Source organism: Vicinamibacterales bacterium (assembly GCA_035699745.1).
Lineage (GTDB): Bacteria > Acidobacteriota > Vicinamibacteria > Vicinamibacterales > 2-12-FULL-66-21 > JAICSD01.
Window position 1 is genome coordinate 1 of sequence record DASSPH010000065.1, and the last position, 18,708, is coordinate 18,708.

Genomic DNA, 18,708 nt, shown 5'->3' on the forward strand with positions numbered 1-18,708 from the left:
CCCTCGAAAGAATTGATTTACCGCTACGGGGATTCGAACCCCGGTCCCGTGGCTGAGAACCACGTGTCCTGACCCCTAGACGATAGCGGCACAGGGGGCAACTGGAACTTCTGATTTTAGCGGCCGCCGCGGCTCCGGTCAACCGGCGCGCACGTGCCCGGCCCGCCGCGCCTCAGGGCCGGCCGAGGATCCGGCGGAATCTCGAGTACGTGGCGTGCCCTTCAAACGACTGCCGGGCGCTGTAGCCGCCATTCGCGCCCATGTGGTTGATCGGATTGGAGCCGAGAGAGCTGGCCTGGAAGTGCTGAGTCATCCGAACCGGCAACCAGATTCCCAGGTCCGGCTCAAGCGCGTAATTGACGATCGCCCTCACGGTGAACCCTGCTGCCCGTCAGGCTCAACTCGGTTTGCCGCACCCCACCTGAGGCCGCGTCCACCGAGATCCGGCCGATCGCAGGCGCGCCTTCAGCGGACCGCACGAGACGGGGCGTCTCCCGCTCGGTGAACCTGAGGACGGCGGCGCGCGCCGTCTGCCGTCCTCACGCTCTCGATCGTAAAGGTCGATCGCCGCTGGTGTTCCTTCGCGAGGAAGGCGAGCGCGAGCGTCGGCTGATCGAGTCCGTGCAGGTTGGGGCTGAGATAGCGCTGAATGCTGTCGCGGGCGAGCGTGCGCGCCTGCTCCACCGCCGACGGGTCACGGTCGTAAAGAGCGCCGCGAGCCTGTCGTCGCGCGGGCACCAGCGGGGTGCCGTCGATCGCAAACACGTCGCGGAAGTCTTCGATGCCGTCAGCGAGCCCCACCAGCACGACGTCAGCCGAGAAGCGCCGCGGCGCACGGACTTCGCCGCTGCTCACGTCGTACTGGACGTAATTCTCTTCGGCGGCGATGACCCACAGACTCACCGCGTACTCGGCGAGGTAGCCGCCGGCGGCTCCGAGGACGTCCGGCAGTGCCGGCGTTCTCTGCGCCTCGACTTGCGGCGCGGCGGCACCGAGGATGAGAATCGCGACCGCCGCGCGCAGGTGATGAGCGATGCTCATCGGCTTCTCCACCCTGTTGATATCATCAACGGATGCGCTATCTCCTCGGCTTGATCCTCATGGCCGCGCTCGTCGCCGGCGGCGCGTTCGTCTACGCAGGACGCCTTCCCGGCCCGGCCATCGAGATTGTCAAACCGGAGAAGTTCGTCGGGCAGAGCTCTACGGTCGAGGTGACCATCGTGTCGCCCGAGGCGCAGGGGGCCGGTGACTTCCAGGTCACGTTCGAGCAGAACGGCAAGCAGACGCCGCTGGCCTCGTTCGCGCAGCCCGGAACGGCCGAGATCAAGCCCGACGGACCCGGCCGCGTCCGCATCGTCCGGCGGTTCGGGCGCGACACCATTCCGGATCTGAAGACCGGTCCGGCAAGGATCATCGTCACCGCGAAGCGTCCCGTGCTCTACGGCATGCGGAAGGCCTCGTCCACGGCGGCGCGCGATCTGCAGGTCCGGCTGGAGCGGCCGCAGATTGCCGTGCTGTCGACCAAGCACTACATCAATCTCGGCGGATCGGAGATGGTCGTCTACAAGGCCACCCCGGCGGACGTGCAGTCCGGCGTGCGCGTGGGCGATCTCACCTACCCCGGTTATCCGGCCAGCGGCGCGAAGCTGCCGGGGGTGAACATCACCGATCCGGCGGTGAAGATCGCGTTCATCGCCCTGCGCTACGACCAGGACGTGAACACGCCCATGTACGCCTACGCGCAGGACGAGGCGGGAAACTCGGCGCGCGCCGACTTCGATCGCCTCACGTTCCCCAAGCCGTTCAAGAAGAGCCGGATTGCGCTCGACGACAAGTTCCTCGAGCGCGTGGTCCCGGCGATTCTCGAGACGACCACCGAGATCAACCCGCAGGGCTCCACGCTCGACAAGTTCCTGGCGATCAACGGCGAGCTCCGCCGCAAGAACGCGGAGAAGATCGCCAGCTACGCCGCGCAGTCGGCGCCGGAGATCCTCTGGGGCGGCGAGGTGTTCCATCCGTTCACCAACACCGCGGTCGAGGCGGCGTTCGCCGATCAGCGCACCTACGTCTATGGCGGCAAGGACGTCGACCGGCAGACGCACCTCGGCTTCGACCTGGCGCGGGTGGTGAATTCACCCATCGTCGCCGCGAATCGCGGCAAGGTGGTGCACGCGGCGCCGCTCGGCATCTACGGCAACTGCGTGATCATCGATCACGGCATGGGCGTGCAGTCGCTGTACGCGCACCTGTCCTCGATCTCGGTCAACGTGGGGGACGCCGTCGCGAAGGAACAGGAGATCGGCCGCAGCGGGATGACCGGGCTGGCCGGCGGCGATCACCTGCACTTCACCCAGCTCGTCAACGGCCAGATGGTGAACCCGGTGGAGTGGTGGGACGGACACTGGATCGAGGACCGCATCCTCCGCAAACTGCGGGAAGCGTCCGGCAGCTGACGAGTGGCGCGCAAGCGAGCGCCGCGAGCGAGCGTGCAGGGGGTTCCGGGGGCGAAGCCCCCGGCTTAAATATGATACTCATGGAAGGTTATGGCTCGCATCAAGACAGCGTTCGCGTGCTGTGCCGTGCTCGCGGCCCTCGCCGGCTGCAGCGGCGATTCCAGCAAGTCCGCGGCACCGGCGTCGCCCGCCGCGGCGCCTGACGCCAAGAAGGTCGACACCGCCACCGCGTCCACCATCAAGGGAAAGGTCGTGCTCGAGGGCACGCCGCCGGAGAACCCCGTCATCAAGATGACGTCCGACCCCGCGTGCGGGAACGCCGAGGTCCGGGCCGAGTCGTACCTCGTGAACGACGGCGCCTTGCAGAACGTGTTCGTCTACATCAAGGACGGTCTCGGCAACAAGTACATCTTCGACACGCCCACCGAACCGGTGAAGCTGGATCAGAAGAACTGCCATTACGTTCCGCACGTGCTCGGCGTCCGCGTCACCCAGCCGCTCGAGGTCAGCAACAGCGACGAAACCCTGCACAACGTGCACGGCGTGCCGCAGGTCAACCGTGAGTTCAACCAGGGGCAGCCGATCGTCGGCATGAAGAACACGGTGTCGTTCACCTCGCCGGAAGTGATGATCCCGTTCAAGTGCGACGTGCACGCCTGGATGAGCGCCTACGTGGGCGTGGTCAGCCATCCGTACTTCGCGGTGACGGCCAGGGAAGGCACGTTCGAGCTGAAGACGGTTCCTCCCGGCACGTACACGATCGAAGCGTGGCACGAGAAGCTCGGGCGCCAGACGCAGACCGTCACGCTCGGCGAGAAGGATTCCAAGGACGTCACGTTCACGTTCAAGGTGACGCAGTAGTCCGATGGCCGACGACCGAGGTCTCTGGCACCACCGCTACGCGAAGCTGGTCGCCGCCTGCACGCTGCTGCTGATCGCCGCGGGCGGCATGGTCACCAGCACCGGCTCCGGGCTCTCGGTGCCCGACTGGCCGACGACCTACGGCTGGAACATGTTCACGTTCCCGATCAGCAAGTGGGTCGGCGGCATCCGCTACGAACACAGCCACCGGCTGATCGCGAGCACCGTCGGGATGCTGACGATCGTGCTCGCCGTCTGGACGTGGCGCGTCGAGCCGCGGCGATGGGTGCGGCGCCTCGCGTTCACCGCCCTCGGGGTGGTGATTCTCCAGGGACTGCTCGGCGGCATCACCGTGCTCCTGTTCCTGCCGCCGGCGGTGTCAATCGGCCACGCCGGTCTGGCGCAGATTTTCTTCTGTCTCACCATCACGATCGCGCTGGTCACGTCCCCCGGCTGGAAGTACGCCGTCGACCCCGTGCAGGATCCCCTGCTTCGCCGCGTCGCCGTCTCGACCACCGCGCTGGTCTACGCGCAGATCATCCTGGGCGCGACGATGCGCCACAACGACGCCGGTCTGGCGATTCCCGACTTTCCGCTGGCGTTCGGGCGTCTGGTGCCGCACGTCTGGAACGCCGGCGTGGCGATCCACTTCGCGCACCGGGTCGGCGGCATTGCCGTGGCGCTCGCGACCGTCGCGCTCGCCGGCCACGTTCTCTACCATCACGGGCGGCGCCGCGAGCTGACGCGGCCGGCGCTCCTGCTCGTCGGGCTCGTCTCGATGCAGATCACGCTGGGCGCGTTCGTCATCTGGAGCGGCCGCGACGCGGTCATCAACACCGCGCACGTGGTGAACGGCGCGCTGGTGCTGGCGACGTCGCTGCTGCTGACGCTGCGCACGTTCCGCGCCGGCGATCAGCGGCTCGTCCAGCCGATTCACGGCGGTGCGGCGCACGGCTTCCCCGGTCTGGCGAATTCCGGAGCCAAGCCGTGAGATCGGGAGCCGCGGCGCTGCCGCAGACCCACGCGCGCAGCCGCGACTTCGTCGCGCTGGCGAAGCCGCGGCTCAACCTCCTCGTCGTCGCCTCGACGCTGGTCGGATACGCGATGGCGCCGGGCGAGCCGCTCGGACTGATCGCGGTCGCCGGCCTGCTGCTGGGCACCGGCTTCGTCGCCGGCGGCGCGTCGGCCTTCAACCAGGTTCTCGAGCGCGACCTCGACGCCTTGATGCGGCGCACGCGGACGAGGCCGCTGCCCGACCAGCGGCTGCAGCCGCTCGAGGGGCTCCTGTTCGGTACCGCGATCACCATCGCCGGCCTGCTCCTCATCGTCGCGTCCTCGAACCTGCTCGCGGCGGCCGTGGCGCTGGCGACCCTGCTCAGCTACGCCGTCGTCTACACGCCGCTCAAGCGGCGGACGTCGTTCGCGACGGTGATCGGCGCGATCCCCGGGGCGCTGCCGCCGATCATCGGCTGGGCGGCGGTGGAAGGGGCGCTGCCGGCGCAGCCATGGGTGCTGTTCGGCATCATGTTCCTGTGGCAGCTGCCGCACTTCCTGGCGATCGCCTGGATGTACCGCGAGGACTACGCGCGCGCCGGATTCCCGATGCTGCCGGTCCTCGAGCCCGACGGGCGCAGCACCGGCCGCCAGGCGGTGGTCTATGCCGCCGCGCTCGTGCCGCTGAGCCTCGCGCCATCGCTGCTGCGGATGACCGGCGCGATCTACTTCGGCGGGGCGCTGCTGCTCGGTCTCGGGTTCCTCTGGCTGACGATCCGTTTCGCGCGAACCTGCTCGGCGGCCGATGCGCGCCGCGTGTTCTTCGCCTCGATCGTCTACCTGCCCGTCCTCTGGATCCTGATGATCGCGAATCGGCTTTCGTGAGCGTCAGCGACCTGCCGGCGCTGAACGCGGCGCTCAACGCCACCTGCGCGGTCCTGTTGACGATCGGCTGGATGCTGATCAAGCGCGGACGGGTCCGGCAGCACCGCGCGGTGATGATCGCCGCGGTCTCGACTTCAGCGCTGTTCCTGGTCTCGTATCTGGTGTATCACGCACAAGTCGGGTCGGTGCGGTTCACGGGAACCGGCGCCGTCCGCATCGTGTACTTCGGCGTTCTCCTGACCCACACCGTTCTTGCCGCGGCGATCGTGCCGATGGTCCTGGTGACGCTCTGGCGCGGGCTCGCCGGCCGGTACGACGCGCACCGCCGCCTGGCGCGCTGGACGATGCCGATCTGGCTCTACGTGTCGGTCACGGGGGTGATCGTCTACGTGATGCTCTACCGGCTCTGAGCAGTGATAATCAGTCGTGGCCCTCAACCCGCACCTGCTCGCGGGCTCGACGGCACTCGTCGTCGCGCTGCTGCTGCTGGTGGTGTATTTCTACCGCCGGCGGCTGTTCATCGTCTGGGGCATGTCGGCGTGGATGCTGCTCGCCGGATCGATGCTGATCGTGTCGCGCTCGTACGGCGGCCGGCAGCTCGACGGCCTGGCCTACGGCCTGTCGCAGTTCATCGGCCTGCTCAGCTCGCTCGCCTTCGTCGTCGCCGCTGACGCCTACCGGCAGCGGCCGCGCGTACGGCGCGGCTACGGCCTCGTGCTGCTGGCGGTCGCGATCTTCCTGATCTTCTTTCCCGTCGCGTCCGACAGCGACGGAGTGCGGGCGGTCGGCCACGTGCTGATCGCCGGCGGCATGGGGACGGCCGCGGTCGCGCACTTCCTGCTGCTCAGGCGCGTCAAGCTGCTGGGGGCGTCGATCATCGGCGTCGCGCTGCTCGGGATCGCCGGGCTCAACGTGCTGATTGGCGCCGTCGGCAGCTCGCCGGAGTCGCCGGCGATGACGCCGGCGCTGCTGGGCATGACCGTGTTCTTCCTCATCGCCGGCCTCGGGCAGCAGCTCATGGCGTTCGAGGACATGACGTACGAGCTGCAGCGGACGAACCGGCGTCTCGAGAAGGCGCAGCAGGAACTGCGCGAGCTGGTGATCACCGACGCGCTCACCGGCACCCGGAACCGCCGGTTCTTCGACGAGGTGATCGGACGCGAGCTGCAGCGCCACCGGCGCTACCGGACGCCGCTGTCGATCGTGTTCGTCGACGTCGATCGCTTCAAGGCCATCAACGACACGCTGGGCCACGAGATCGGGGATCGCGTGCTCCGCGAGGTCGCCGGCTTCCTGCTGAAGAACTTCCGTGGAGCCGACTACGTGTTCCGCTGGGGCGGCGACGAGTTCCTGATTCTGATCTCGTGCAGGGAGGCCGAGGCGGTGCAGCGCGCCGCCGAGCTCCAGCGCGCGTTCGCCGCATCGGCGACGGTGGCGGATCTGCCCGCCGGCGTCGGCCTCAGCATCGGCTGCGTCGAGGTGCCGAACGATACCACCGACATCCTGCCGCTCGTGCAGTCCGCCGACGAGCGGATGTACGTCGACAAGAAAGACCGTTCGAAGCGATCCGCCGGCTAGTAGAGCAGGTACTTCGCCCGCATCAGCCGCCAGCGGGCCTCGGCGGCGCCCCACGACGCCGCGATCGCCGCCGGATCGTCGCCGGTCTTCACCCGCGTGAGCGTGTCGCGGGACCCGAACAGGCGTCCGGCGGCATCGAGCTGGTACTCCGCCGGATACAACTTCGCCAGCGCGGCCGCGATCTCGAGCCCGACACGCACCGGACGCAGGGCCGCGCGGTCGGTGACGATCATGAACACCCCCTGGCACTCCTGTCCCGCGTACTTGCTGGATGCCGGCGTGAACCGCACCGGATAGAAGCGGATCCCGGGAAGGGCGCGCGCGCCGAGTGCGTCGGCGAGGTGGACGCCGTCGATCCAGGGCGCGCCGACCTGCTCGAACGGCGTGTCGGTCCCCCGCCCCACCGACAGGTTCGTCCCCTCGATCGCGCCGATGCCGGGATAGAGCGTGGCCTCGTTCAGGTTGCGCATGTTCGGCGACGGATTGATCCACGGCAGCGCGGTGTCGTCGAACCAGTCGTCTCGGCGATAGTTCTTCATCGCGACGACGTTCAGCGCCGCTCCGATCTTGTTCTCCGCGTTGAACAGCCTGGCCAGCTCTCCGATCGTCATGCCGTGGCGGATCGGCATGGCGGGAAAATAGCCGACGAAGCTGGCGGCGTCCTTGTCCAGCGACGGGCCCTCGATCTGCCACCCGTTGACCGGGTTGGGGCGATCGAGGACGTGAACCGGCAGCCTGCGCTTCGCCGCCTCTTCCATCACGTACGCCATCGTCGTCATGTAGGTATAGAAGCGCGTGCCGATGTCCTGCAGGTCGATGACGATGGCGTCCAGCCCGTCGAGCATCGAGGCGGTCGGCCGCCGGGTGTCGCCGTACAGGGAGTGAATCGGCAGCTTCGTCTTGTCGTCGACGGCGGACGGCACGTTGGCGTCGAGAACGCCGCGAATGCCGTGCTCGGGGCTGAAGAGCGCGACCAGCTTGACGTCCCTGGCGGCGAAGAGCAGGTCGATTGCCGTGGCGCCATCGCGCGCCCGCCCGGTGTGGTTGGTGACGAGTCCGATGCGCTTGCCGGCGAGCGCCGCGAAGTTCTGCGCGCGCCAGACGTCGAGGCCGCTCTGGACCGGCTGCGTCCGCGCCCGGCCCGGCGCCGCCCCCGGCGCGCCGAAATCACGCCCGGTCATGAGCGCCGCGCGCCCCGCCTGGGGCGGGGGATCGGTGATCGCTGACGCCGCGATGGTGGCGACACGCGCCCGCAGGGGCGTGACGTCGCCGCGGCCGTCCGGATGCACGCGGTTCGACATGAACACGACGAACGCGCGGGTGAGCGGATCGATCCAGACCGACGTGCCGGTGAAGCCGGTGTGCCCGAACGATCCGATCGGCAGCAGCTCGCCGCGGTTGGCCGAGAAGGAGGAGTCGATGTCCCAGCCGAGGCCGCGGACGTTCGGCTCGTTCGGACCGCTTGCCGGGGAGGTCATCTTCGCGACGGCGAGAGGCGAGAGGATCCGGACGTCGTTGTAGCGTCCGCCGTTGAGCAGCATGCGGGCGTAGATCGCCAGGTCCGCGGCGGTGCTGAACAGGCCGGCGTGTCCGGCGACGCCGCCCATCCGCCGCGCGGTCGGATCGTGCACGACGCCGCGCAGCATCTGCATGTCCGGCCCCTCGCACGGCCAGCCGTACGGCGTGCACTTCTCCGTCGGCGCGATTCGCCGCCGGAGCGAGGCCGGCGGATTGAACCCGGTATCCTTCATGCCGAGCGGCTCGAAGACGTGCTGGCGGGCGAACCGATCGAGCGGCATGCCGCTGACGCGCTTGACGATGTCGCCGAGGAGGAAATAGTTGATGTCGCTGTAGACGAAGCGCTCGCCGGGCGCCGCCGCCGGCACCTCCTCGATCGCCAGCTCGATCGCCTTGTCGTAGCCGACCCACATGTCCGCGAGATCGACGTCCGGCCGCAGGCCCGACGAGTGATTCATCAGATGCCGGACGGTGATGTTGGCCTTGTTGTAGCGCTCGAATCCGGGAATGAACGTCGACACGCGATCGCTGAGCCGGATCTTGCCGTCTTCGATCAGCTTCATGACGCTGGTGGTCGTCGCCACGACCTTGGTGAGCGACGCCACGTCGAAGATCGTGTCGGCGGTCATCGCTTCGCGCGCCGGCTCGACGGCGCGCTGCCCGATCGCCTTCTCGTAGACGATGCGGTCGCCGCGGCCGACGAGGACGACCGCGCCCGGCAGCTTCTTCTCCGCGATCGCCTGCTCGACGATCGGCGGAATCGCGTCGAGGCGCGACGGATCCATCCCGGACGGCGAGGATCGCGGCGCGGCGCGCTGGCGCGGCTGCGCGGCGGGCGCCGCGGACAGCAGCGCGGCGGCGACGGCGATCGCGAGGACTCTCGATCGAATCTGGTGGCTCACGCGCTGGATTATACTTTTCGGGTGAAGAAGGCGGCCGCGATCGTCGTCGCGGTATTCGCGATCGCTGCCTGGGCCGCCTGGTACACGAGGGGACGTCCCTCCCCGGCCAACGGGCCGCTCCTCCTGATTTCCATCGACACGCTGCGCGCCGACCGGCTGCCGGCGTACGGCTATCGCGGCGTGCGCACGCCGAACATCGATGCCTTCGCGGCCGAGAGCGTGCTGTTCGAACGTGCGTACTCGCATGCGCCGCAGACGCTGCCGGCGCACGCCAGCATTCTCACCGGCGAGCTGCCGTTCGAGCACGGCGTCCGCGACAACGTCGGCTTCACGCTGGCCGGCCGGTGGACGCTTCCCCACGCCCTGCACGAGCGCGGCTGGCTGACGGCGGGGTTCGTGTCCGCGTACGTCCTGCGATCGCAGACGGGAATCGACAAGGGCTTCGACGTCTACGACAGCGAGCTGCCGGCGGCGTCGGGCGAGGTCTCGATCGGCCAGGTGCAGCGTTCCGGAGACGCGACGGTCGCGGCGGCGGAGGCCTTCCTCGTGAAGCGACCCCGGTCGCAGCCGTTCTTCCTGTTCCTGCACCTCTACGAGCCGCACAAGCCGTACGCGCCGCCGCCGCGTTTCGCGTCGTACGAGCCCTACGACGGCGAGGTGGCCTACGTGGACGAGATCCTCGGCCGCTTCTTCGATCGGCTGCGGGCGCTCGATCTCTACGATCGGTCGACGATCGTCCTGCTGTCCGATCACGGCGAGGGGCTCGGCGACCATGGAGAGCAGGAGCACGGCCTGTTCCTGTATCAGGAGACGATTCGCGTGCCGCTGATGATCAAGCTGCCCGGACGGCAGCCGGCGCGGCGCGTCGCGACGCCGGTGCAGCAGATCGATCTCGCACCGACCGTTCTCGATCTGATTGGCGGGGCGAAGCCGCCAGCCCTGCGCGGACGGTCGCTGAAGCCCCTCCTCGACGGCGCCGGCGCGATCGCGGACACGGGCATCTACTCCGAAGCGCTCTATTCGCGGTACCACTTCGGCTGGAGCGAGCTGTATTCGCTGACCGACGCCCGCTACCGCCTGATCCGCGCCCCGCGCGACGAGCTGTTCGATGTCGAGCGCGATCCGCGCGAGGCCGCGTCCGTGGCCGGCGAGCGCCCCCAGGTGCGCCAGGCGATGCGGTCGGCACTGGACTCCCTGATCAAGAACGCCGCGATCGCCGCGCCCGCGGCCGTGAGCGAGCAGGATCGGCAGCGGCTGGCCGCGCTGGGGTACGTGGGCGGCGGCAGCAGCGTCGCGCTGTCGCTGCCGGGCGACACGCTGCCGGATCCCAAGGACAAGGTGAAGATCCTCGAGCGCTACCGCGCGGCGTCGGACCTCGCGGCAGCGTTGAAGTTCGACGGGGCGGCCGCGGGGTTCCGCGCGATCCTCGCCGAGGATCCCGAGATGACCGACGTCTGGCGTCAACTCGCGGAGGTCGAGGTGCGGCGCGGGAGCATGCCGGAGGCGATCGCCGCTTACCGGCAGGTGATCGCACGGAACCCGAAAGATGCCGGCAGCCTGCTCGGCATCACCAGTGCGCTGCTGCGGGTGGGCCAGCTCGATGCCGCGCGGCAGCATGCGGAGCTGGCGATCGCCGTCGCGCCGGCTTCGGCGCACGAGATGCTGGCGAAAATCGCGCTGGCGGCCAGGGATCCGGCCGGTGCGCGGCGCGAAGCGGCGCTGGCGCAGCAGGCGGACGCGACATTGCCGATGCCCGCGTACGTCGACGGGGTGCTGTTCTACGAAGCAGGGAAGTATCAGGACGCCGTCGCCGCGCTGCGCCGGGCCAGGGACGCGCTGCGCGGCCGGACCGTGCAGATGAACGACCTCAACTACTACATCGGGGACGCGCTCGCCCGCATGGAGCGCTACCCGGAGGCGGAGCCGTATCTGCTCGAGGAAGTGCGGCTGTTCCCGCACAACACCCGGGCGCGCGCCGGGCTCGCGATGCTGTACCGCGCGATGGGGCGCACCGCCGAATCCGACCGCGCGATCGAGGAGATGCTGCGCGTCTCGCCGACGCCCGAGGCGAGAGTCGTCGCGGCGCAGCTGTGGACCATGTTCGGCGAGCCGGGCAAGGCGCAGCGCGTCAGGATCCGCCCATGACGCGGCTCTGCCTGTGGATCGTGGCTGGTCGAAATGGACATCATCGCGCGCGATCGCGACGGGCGGGTTGGTCCCGCAACGCCGTAGTCAGCGCAGGCGGGTGTTCGCCGTCATGCGTCCTTCCGTCGCGTTGAGGAAGAACGTTTCCCATTGCTGCCGGATGCGATCGAGCTTGGCGATCTGCGGCGCCTCCGCCGTCCGGCCCGCAGTGACGATGTAGATGAAGGCCTGCCGGTGCACCCGGGCGGACTCCGCCGCGGACGGGATGCGGGGGCCCAGAATGGCGACGACGTCGTTGATGAGCACGTCGCGGCGGGTCCCCGTGAAGGTGACGCCGGTCGCCGGCGAGTCGCCGCGCTCCCGCGCCGACGGGTTCTCGACGTAGAAGAACGGCGGCACCAGCGATGCCGGCACCAGTCCCATCGCGTATTGATCGAGGCGGCTGAAGCGCTTCACCGCCTCCGTGGTGCGGAATTGGCCGCCGCCGAGATCCTCGATGTCGTTGCCTTCGAGCACCGACGCGTCGGAGTCCATGTGGAAGCTCCAATGCGCCAGGTCGCGGCCGAGCAGCGCGTCGGAGCGGCGGCCGGTGTGATCGCGGAACTCGAGGTAGGCGCCCCACCGATGGCCGACTTCCTGGCCGAGCACGCTGAGCGTGTTGTTCTCCCCGAGGAAGCGTTCCTGCGGATTGTCCGGATACTTGCCGATCCAGTCCATGACGACGAGCGATCGCACGCGGCCGCCGCTGCCGAGCGACCGCGAAAGGTCGTAGATGTCCAGGCCGATGCCGCGCACTTCGTTCGCCACCGTCAGCTCGTAGGCGAACGCGTCGCGGATCAGCGACTGATCCGTCCACAACACGATCTGGTCGTAGTTGTCCGGGTGCGTCTGGTAGAACTTCTGCGCGACGGCAAACGTGTCGATCGAGTTCTGCTGCGCGAAGCGCTCGGCGATGGCCGCCGCCCCCGAGCCGCTGCCGTTCGAGAGATCGAGGAGCGCGACGTCAGCGGTATGGCCGGGCGAGATCCCCACCACGGAGTCGAAGATGTTGATGGTCTCGCCGTACTTGAACTCGATGCTGCCGTCCGGGAACAACGTCGCCTGCGCCGTCACCACACGCACCGAATCGAAGCCGCGCACGCCGCACCACGTCACCGTGTAGGCGTCCGGCGCGGCGTTGAGGAAGATGCGTCCCGAGCCGGTGGTGGGATCGAGGTCGGTGAAGAACGGCGCGACGCGCGGCGGCCCGGTCAGCACCCGCGCCACGTTGCGCTCGGTGCTGCTCTTGTCTTCCTCGCCGAAGGTGATGTTGCCGTCCGAGTTCACGAACGCCTGGGTCTGGCTGCCGCCGTAGAACGGAAAGGCGAACGGGATGGTGCCGCCGGCGGAGTCGTCGTCGGTGAGGGTCAGCCGGGCGCCGAGCGCCGAACGGAAGTTGCCGTCGACCTTCGACAGCGTGTAGCCGCCGCCCGACCGGGTGAAGCGCAAGCCGGTGCTGCGCAGGTCGTACGGGTTCGCCGGCAGGATCAGATCGCCGGTGTCCTGCAGGACGGCGATCTCGCCGATGTCTTCCGCCACCGGCGCGGGAGAGGTGATGGCCGTGCGCCCGAACCCCTGGTCGGTGACCGCCGCGGCGCGGGCATCGGCCTCCCTTTTCCGCTTCGCCGCTTCGTGCAGCGCGAGCGCCTCGTAGACGCGCCCGCGCGGGTTGCCGTCCACGGCGATCTTCTTCCCCGCGCCCGCCGCCGCGGGGACATCGCTGACGGCGCTCGCGGCGGGATCGTCCAGGAGGGCGGTGGTGCACGGGTTCACCGGCGTGGTCCCCCCCCCGCCGCCCCCCGACCCGCCGCCATTGCCGCCCGAATTCCCGCCGCCGCCGCCGCCGCCGCACCCGATCAGAACCGACAGGCACACCGCCGCCGCCGCGCCGCACGTCCGGGACATAGGGAGGCAAGGGTACCACGTTGACAAACGGCCGGACCTGAATGAACATTCATTCAGTGCCCGCCGCCGCCCCGCTCCGCTCCGCCGCCGCCCGCGCCGACCGCCGCGACGCCATCCTGCGCGCCGCCATCGACGTGTTCGCCGGCCGCGGCTTCTTCAACGCCCAGGTCGCCGACGTCGCCCGCGCCGCCGGCGTCGCCGCCGGCACCGTGTACCTCTATTTCGACAGCAAGGACGACCTGCTGGTGTCGATCTTCGAGCGGACGATGCGCGACGCCATCGCCGAGGGGCGCGCCGCCGTCGCCCCGGTGCGCGATCCGGTCGAGCAGCTCCGCACCGTGGCGCGCGTCCACCTCGACCGTATGGGGCGCGATCGCAGCCTCGCCATCGTCTTCCAGGTGGAGCTGCGGCAGTCGACCAAGTTCATGGAGCGCCTCTCCTCGACCCTGCTCCGCGAGTACCTGGGCATCATCCGCAGCATCATCGTCGACGGCCAGCGCAGCGGCGCGTTCCGCAAGGAGCTGAACGCCACGCTCGCCGCCAAACTGTTCTTCGGCGGCCTCGACGAGATGGCCACGAACTGGATCCTGAGCCGCCGGAAGTACGCGCTGGCATCGGAGGCGGACGCGATCGTCGATCTGTTCGTGAACGGCGCGGCCGTGCTCCCGCGGGCGAGGCGCCGCCGATGAGATTCCGCCACGCGGCGGTGCTCGGCGCCGGCGTCATGGGGGCGCAGATCGCCGCCCACTTCGCCAATGCCGGCGTCCGCGTCCGGCTCCTCGACGTCTCCCGCGACGCCGCCCGCGAGGGGCTGGAGCGGGCCAGACGGATGAAGCCCGACCCGTTCTTCACGCCCGACGCCGTGGCGCTGATCGAGACGGGGGGGTTCGAAGAGGACTTCGAGACACTGCGCGAAGCGGACTGGATCCTCGAGGCGGTCGTCGAACAGCTCGACGTCAAGCAGGCGCTGCTGGCGCGCGTGGAGGCGGTCCGCCGCGCCGATGCAGTGGTCAGCTCGAACACGTCGGGAATCCCGCTCGCCTCCATCGCGGACGGACGGTCGGAAGGGTTCAGGCGCCACTGGCTGGGCACCCACTTCTTCAACCCGCCGCGCTACCTGCACCTGCTCGAACTCATCCCGACGGCGGACACCGATCCCGCGGTGGTGCGTGACGTCACCGCCTTCGCGGATCTCCGCCTGGGCAAAGGCGTCGTCCTGGCGAAGGACGTCCCCGGCTTCATCGCCAATCGCATCGGGATGTTCGGGATGATGCAGATCTTCCGGGCGCTGGCGTCGGGGGAGTTCACGATCGAGGAAATCGACGCGATCACGGGACCGGCGATCGGCCGTCCCAGGAGCGCGACCTTCCGCACCGTGGACATCGCCGGCGTGGACGTGCTGGCGCACGTGGCGCGCGGACTCGGGCTCGAGGTGCCGGAGTTCGTCAGCGAGATGGTGAATCGCGGCATGACCGGCGCGAAGGCAGGCCGCGGGTTCTATCAGAAGTCCGGGGATGAGATCCTGACGCTCGATCCCGCGTCCCTCGAGTATCGCGCCCGGCAGTCGGCGAAGATTCCATCGATCGAGGCGGCCCGCTCGATCGAGCCGGTCGGCGAGCGAATCAAGGCGCTGTACGAGGCCAGGGACAAGGCCGGCGCCTTCCTGCGGGCCACGCTCGGGCCGACGCTCGAGTACGCCGGCCGCATCGCCGACGAGATCGCGTACTCGCGTGACGACATCGACAAGGCGATGCGGTGGGGTTTCGGGTGGGAGCTTGGACCCTTTGAGACGCTCGCCGCGCTCGCCGTCAACGCCCAAGCTCCAAGTCCCAACTCCCAGGCGCCAACTCCCAACGCCCAAGCGCCAGGCGCGGAAGGACGGCGGCTCGTTCGCAGGAACGCGGGCGCGTCGCTGTGGGACATCGGGGACGGCGTGCTGCAGGTCGAGTTCCACTCGAAGATGAACGCCATCGGCGGGGACACGATCCAGATGCTGCACGCCGCCGTCAAGGAAGCGTCGCAGAACTTCGCCGCGCTGGTCGTCGCCAACGGCGCGCCGAACTTCTCGGCGGGCGCCAACCTGATGCTGCTCCTGCTCGAGGCGCAGGAAGGCAACTGGGACGAGGTGGACATGATGGTCCGCGCGTTCCAGGGAGCGACCATGGCGCTCAGGCACGCGGACGTGCCGGTCGTCGCCGCGCCCGCGGGCATGACGCTCGGCGGGGGATGCGAGATCGTCCTGCACGCCGCGCGCGTGCAGGCCGCGGCCGAGAGCTACATCGGGCTGGTGGAAGTCGGCGTCGGTCTGATCCCGGCCGGCGGCGGAACGAAAGAGATGCTGGCGCGGGCGATGGAGGGGCTGCCCTCCGGAGACCCGCTGCCGGCGGTGCAGCGGGTATTCGAGACCATCGGGTTCGCGCGGGTATCGACCAGCGGCCCTGACGCGGCGCGGATCGGCTATCTGGCCGACGGGGACGAGATCACGATGAATCGCGACCGGCTGCTGGCGGACGCCAAGGCCCAGGCCCTGGCGATGGCGCCGGACTACCGCCCGGCGCTGCCCCGCGAGGCGATCCGGGTCGGCGGCGAAGGGGTGCTCGCGGCGCTGAAGCTGGGCGTCCATCTCGCGTGGCGCGCGGGCCGCATCAGCGATCACGACGCGGTGATCGGCCGCAAGCTCGCGTGGATCCTTGCCGGCGGCGACCTGACGCATCCGGCGGCGCTGAGCGAACAGCAGCTGCTCGATCTGGAGCGCGAGGCGTTTCTCAGCCTGTGCGGCGAACGCAAGACGCTGGAGCGGATCGGCCACACGCTGAAGACCGGCAAACCGCTGCGGAACTGAGTCCGCCCCTGGGAACGTGATCGATCGCGGACGTGGAACACCGATCGTCGTCGTCCAGGCGCTGCCGGGACGTTGGGAGTTCACCAGAGAGCTGGTGCGCGAGCTGTCGCGCGGCGCGCGCGTCGTCACATACAGCTTGTGCGGCGAGCTGGGATCGGGACGGCGGTTGGGCGTGCCGGCGGCGATGCAGGACTACGTCGCGCAGCTGCGCGACGTGATGGACGCGGCGGGGCTCGAATCGGCGGCGCTGTGCGGCATCTCGTTCGGCGGCGCCGTCGCGGCACGATTCGCGGCGGAGTACCCGGAACGGGTGACGAGGCTCGTGATCGTCTCCACACCGGGACCCGGTTGGAAACCGACGGCCGTGCAGGCGGGCCATGCGGCGAGGCCGTGGCTGTCGCTGCCCGCGTTTGCCGTCGGGGCGCTGACCAGAACGGCGCCCGAGATCGTCAGCGCACTCGCGACGTGGCGGGCGCGGCTGTGGTTCGTCGTTCGATACGCCGTGCTCGCGCTGCGCTACCCGGCATTGCCGCATCTGATGGCCGGGCGGGTACGATTGCTGGAGACGCTGGATCTCGCCGCGGACTGCGCGCGCATCGCCGCGCCGACGCTGGTGGTGACGGGCGAGCCGCGCCTCGATCGGGTCGTGCCGGTCGACTCGACCCGGCGCTACGCGGAACTGATCAGAGGGGCCCGTTACGTGATGGTCGACAGGACGGGACATCAAGGAGTGTTGACGCAACCGCGGCGGTTCGCGGCGCTGGTGAACGAATTCATTCATGCCAACCATTCATGATCTCAGCGGACCGGCCGGCAGGCTCGAGGCCGTGATCGACGCCCCCGAAGGGGCGCCGCGGGCCGCGGTCGTCTTCGCCCACCCGCTGCCGACGCACGGCGGGACGATGCATACGAAGGCCGTGTATCAAGGGGCGAAGGGGCTGGTGCGCGCGGGATGCGCCGTGCTCCGTTTCAACTTCCGCGGCGTCGGGGGAAGCGCGGGCGCGTTCGATGCAGGACCGGGCGAGAAGGAGGACTTCACGGCGGCGCTCGACTACATGGAGCGGAAGTATCCGGGATTGCCTTTGTGGTCCGCCGGGTTCTCGTTCGGCTCCTGGATCGCGCTCGAGACGGGCGCGGCGGATCCGCGCGTCACGGTGCTGATCGGCATTGCGCCTCCGGTCACCAGGACGGGTTACGACTTCTCCAACACCCGCGTGAGCACCAAGCCCAAGTTCTTCGTCCACGGCGAAGCCGACGAGATCTGCCCGGTGCAGGACATGTGGAAGTTCTACGGCGCGCTGCCCGAGCCCAAGGAGCTGGTCGTCATCGACATGGCGGACCACCTGTTCGACGGCCACACCACGGAGGTCGGCGACGCCCTCGAGGACCTGCTGAAGGACTTCGATGGGGCGACCCAGCGGAGTGAGTGAGTATGACTGAGGCATTCGTTGTCAGTGCGGTACGGACGCCGGTCGGCAAGGCGCCGACCGGCGCGCTTCGCTACACGCGGCCCGACGAGATGGCGGCGGTCGTGATCAAGGAGGCGCTGGCGCGCGTGCCGGCGCTCGATCCGGACGACGTCGAGGACGTGATCCTCGGCTGCGCGATGCCCGAGGCGGAGCAGGGGCTCAACGTCGCGCGCATCGCCAGTCTGCGGGCGGGGATCCCGATCACGGCCTCCGCCGTGACCGTGAACCGCTTCTGTTCGTCGGGCCTGCAGGCCATCGCCTATGGGGCGGAGCGCATCATGGCAGGCGCGGCGCATGCCATCGTGGCGGGCGGCACGGAGTCGATGAGCATGGTGCCGATGGGCGGCAACAAGATCGCGCCGAACCCGGCGCTCGTCGACAGCTATCCCGACGTGTATCTGACGACGGGACTCGTGGCCGAGAACCACGTGCGCGACTTCGGCATCTCGCGGGAAGAGCAGGATGCGTTCGCGCTGCGGAGCCACCAGCGCGCGGTGGCGGCGATGGATGCGGGGCGCTTCCGCGACGAACTGGTGGCGCTGCCGCTCCGCGGCGGGGCCGCGCGGATGCTGGACGCCGACGAAGGTCCGCGGCGCGACACGTCGGCGGAGGCGCTCGCCAGGCTCAAACCGGCTTTCCGCGAGAAGGGCACGGTGACGGCGGGCAACTCTTCGCAGACCAGCGATGGGGCATCGGCCGTCGTGGTGATGAGCGGCGATCGCGTCCGCGATCTCGGGGTGAAGCCGCTGGGCCGGTTCGTGGGGTTCGCAACCGCCGGGGTGGAACCCGAGAAGTTCGGCATCGGCCCGGTGCCGGCGGTCCGCAAGCTCCTCAAGCAGACCGGCGTCCGCCTCGACGACATCGATCTCGTGGAGCTGAACGAAGCCTTCGCGGCGCAGGCGCTGGCCTGCCTGCGCGAGCTGCCAATCGACCCGGAGCGCCTGAACGTCAACGGCGGCGCCATCGCCCTCGGCCATCCGCTCGGCTGCACGGGCGCGAAGCTGACCACGACGATTCTCTACGAAATGCAGCGCCGCAACGCGCGGTACGGCCTCGTGACCATGTGCGTCGGCGGAGGCATGGGCGCCGCTGGTCTGTTCGAACGCTGCTGACCACCC

At 69.3% G+C, this 18,708-nt stretch carries 16 protein-coding genes and 1 tRNA gene; 12 read left to right on the top strand and 5 right to left on the bottom strand.

What is annotated here, in order from left to right:
• Positions 1-18: 18 nt before the first annotated feature.
• The 3 genes from VFK57_14130 to VFK57_14140 form a co-directional block, all read right to left on the bottom strand.
• A tRNA-Glu gene (locus VFK57_14130) sits at positions 19-90 on the bottom strand.
• An 82-nt stretch (positions 91-172) separates the two neighbouring features.
• Entirely contained in the window at positions 173-373 is a 201-nt protein-coding gene (locus tag VFK57_14135) for a hypothetical protein (protein HET7696848.1), read from the bottom strand.
• Positions 374-465: 92 nt separating this feature from the next.
• On the bottom strand, positions 466-1,041 hold the full coding sequence (locus VFK57_14140; protein HET7696849.1) for a hypothetical protein: 576 nt from the start codon (positions 1,039-1,041) through the stop codon (positions 466-468).
• Positions 1,042-1,073: 32 nt separating this feature from the next.
• Between VFK57_14140 and VFK57_14145 the strand changes: the two genes are divergently transcribed.
• The 6 genes from VFK57_14145 to VFK57_14170 all read left to right on the top strand — a co-directional run bounded on the left by VFK57_14145 (position 1,074) and on the right by VFK57_14170 (position 6,770).
• Positions 1,074-2,453: a M23 family metallopeptidase gene (locus tag VFK57_14145; protein HET7696850.1), complete on the top strand. Its 1,380-nt coding sequence runs from the start codon at positions 1,074-1,076 to the stop codon at positions 2,451-2,453.
• 90 nt (positions 2,454-2,543) lie between these two features.
• Positions 2,544-3,314, top strand: coding sequence for a carboxypeptidase regulatory-like domain-containing protein (locus tag VFK57_14150; GenBank protein ID HET7696851.1), 771 nt, complete (start codon positions 2,544-2,546; stop codon positions 3,312-3,314).
• Between the two features lie 4 nt (positions 3,315-3,318).
• Positions 3,319-4,305 carry a COX15/CtaA family protein gene (locus VFK57_14155; GenBank protein HET7696852.1) on the top strand — a complete coding sequence of 329 codons (987 nt, stop codon included), beginning with the start codon at positions 3,319-3,321 and terminating at the stop codon, positions 4,303-4,305.
• Positions 4,302-5,192: a heme o synthase gene (cyoE, locus tag VFK57_14160; GenBank protein HET7696853.1), complete on the top strand. Its 891-nt coding sequence runs from the start codon at positions 4,302-4,304 to the stop codon at positions 5,190-5,192. The genes VFK57_14155 and cyoE overlap by 4 nt, the downstream gene beginning before the upstream one ends.
• The gene (locus tag VFK57_14165; GenBank protein HET7696854.1) at positions 5,189-5,602 is read left to right on the top strand and encodes a DUF420 domain-containing protein; all 414 of its coding nucleotides are present in this window, start codon (positions 5,189-5,191) and stop codon (positions 5,600-5,602) included. Before cyoE ends, VFK57_14165 begins: the two co-directional genes overlap by 4 nt.
• Before the next feature lie 16 nt (positions 5,603-5,618).
• On the top strand, positions 5,619-6,770 hold the full coding sequence (locus tag VFK57_14170) for a diguanylate cyclase (protein ID HET7696855.1): 1,152 nt from the start codon (positions 5,619-5,621) through the stop codon (positions 6,768-6,770).
• On the opposite strand, the gene VFK57_14175 is transcribed toward VFK57_14170, so the two are convergent.
• A complete protein-coding gene (locus VFK57_14175; protein HET7696856.1) occupies positions 6,767-9,190 on the bottom strand; it encodes an exo-beta-N-acetylmuramidase NamZ domain-containing protein in 2,424 nt (807 codons plus the stop codon). The genes VFK57_14170 and VFK57_14175 overlap by 4 nt on opposite strands.
• 21 nt (positions 9,191-9,211) lie before the next feature.
• Here VFK57_14175 and VFK57_14180 point away from each other — a divergent pair, with 21 nt between their 5' ends.
• Positions 9,212-11,335 (top strand): sulfatase-like hydrolase/transferase, encoded by a 2,124-nt coding sequence (locus VFK57_14180; protein HET7696857.1) that lies wholly within the window; start codon positions 9,212-9,214, stop codon positions 11,333-11,335.
• An 87-nt stretch (positions 11,336-11,422) separates the two neighbouring features.
• Here VFK57_14180 and VFK57_14185 read toward each other — a convergent pair whose 3' ends face one another.
• Positions 11,423-13,279 carry a hypothetical protein gene (locus VFK57_14185; protein HET7696858.1) on the bottom strand — a complete coding sequence of 619 codons (1,857 nt, stop codon included), beginning with the start codon at positions 13,277-13,279 and terminating at the stop codon, positions 11,423-11,425.
• Positions 13,280-13,320: 41 nt separating this feature from the next.
• Between VFK57_14185 and VFK57_14190 the strand changes: the two genes are divergently transcribed.
• Genes VFK57_14190 through VFK57_14210 form a run of 5 tightly spaced genes read left to right on the top strand, consistent with a single transcriptional unit; the run spans position 13,321 to position 18,702 of the window.
• Positions 13,321-13,968, top strand: a complete 648-nt coding sequence (locus VFK57_14190) for a TetR/AcrR family transcriptional regulator C-terminal domain-containing protein (protein HET7696859.1) — start codon at positions 13,321-13,323, stop codon at positions 13,966-13,968.
• A complete protein-coding gene (locus VFK57_14195; protein ID HET7696860.1) occupies positions 13,965-16,121 on the top strand; it encodes a 3-hydroxyacyl-CoA dehydrogenase NAD-binding domain-containing protein in 2,157 nt (718 codons plus the stop codon). Before VFK57_14190 ends, VFK57_14195 begins: the two co-directional genes overlap by 4 nt.
• Before the next feature lie 16 nt (positions 16,122-16,137).
• A complete protein-coding gene (locus VFK57_14200) occupies positions 16,138-16,917 on the top strand; it encodes an alpha/beta hydrolase (GenBank protein ID HET7696861.1) in 780 nt (259 codons plus the stop codon).
• On the top strand, positions 16,901-17,551 hold the full coding sequence (locus VFK57_14205) for an alpha/beta family hydrolase (GenBank protein HET7696862.1): 651 nt from the start codon (positions 16,901-16,903) through the stop codon (positions 17,549-17,551). Before VFK57_14200 ends, VFK57_14205 begins: the two co-directional genes overlap by 17 nt.
• Before the next feature lie 2 nt (positions 17,552-17,553).
• On the top strand, positions 17,554-18,702 hold the full coding sequence (locus VFK57_14210; GenBank protein ID HET7696863.1) for a thiolase family protein: 1,149 nt from the start codon (positions 17,554-17,556) through the stop codon (positions 18,700-18,702).
• Positions 18,703-18,708 lie beyond the last annotated feature (6 nt).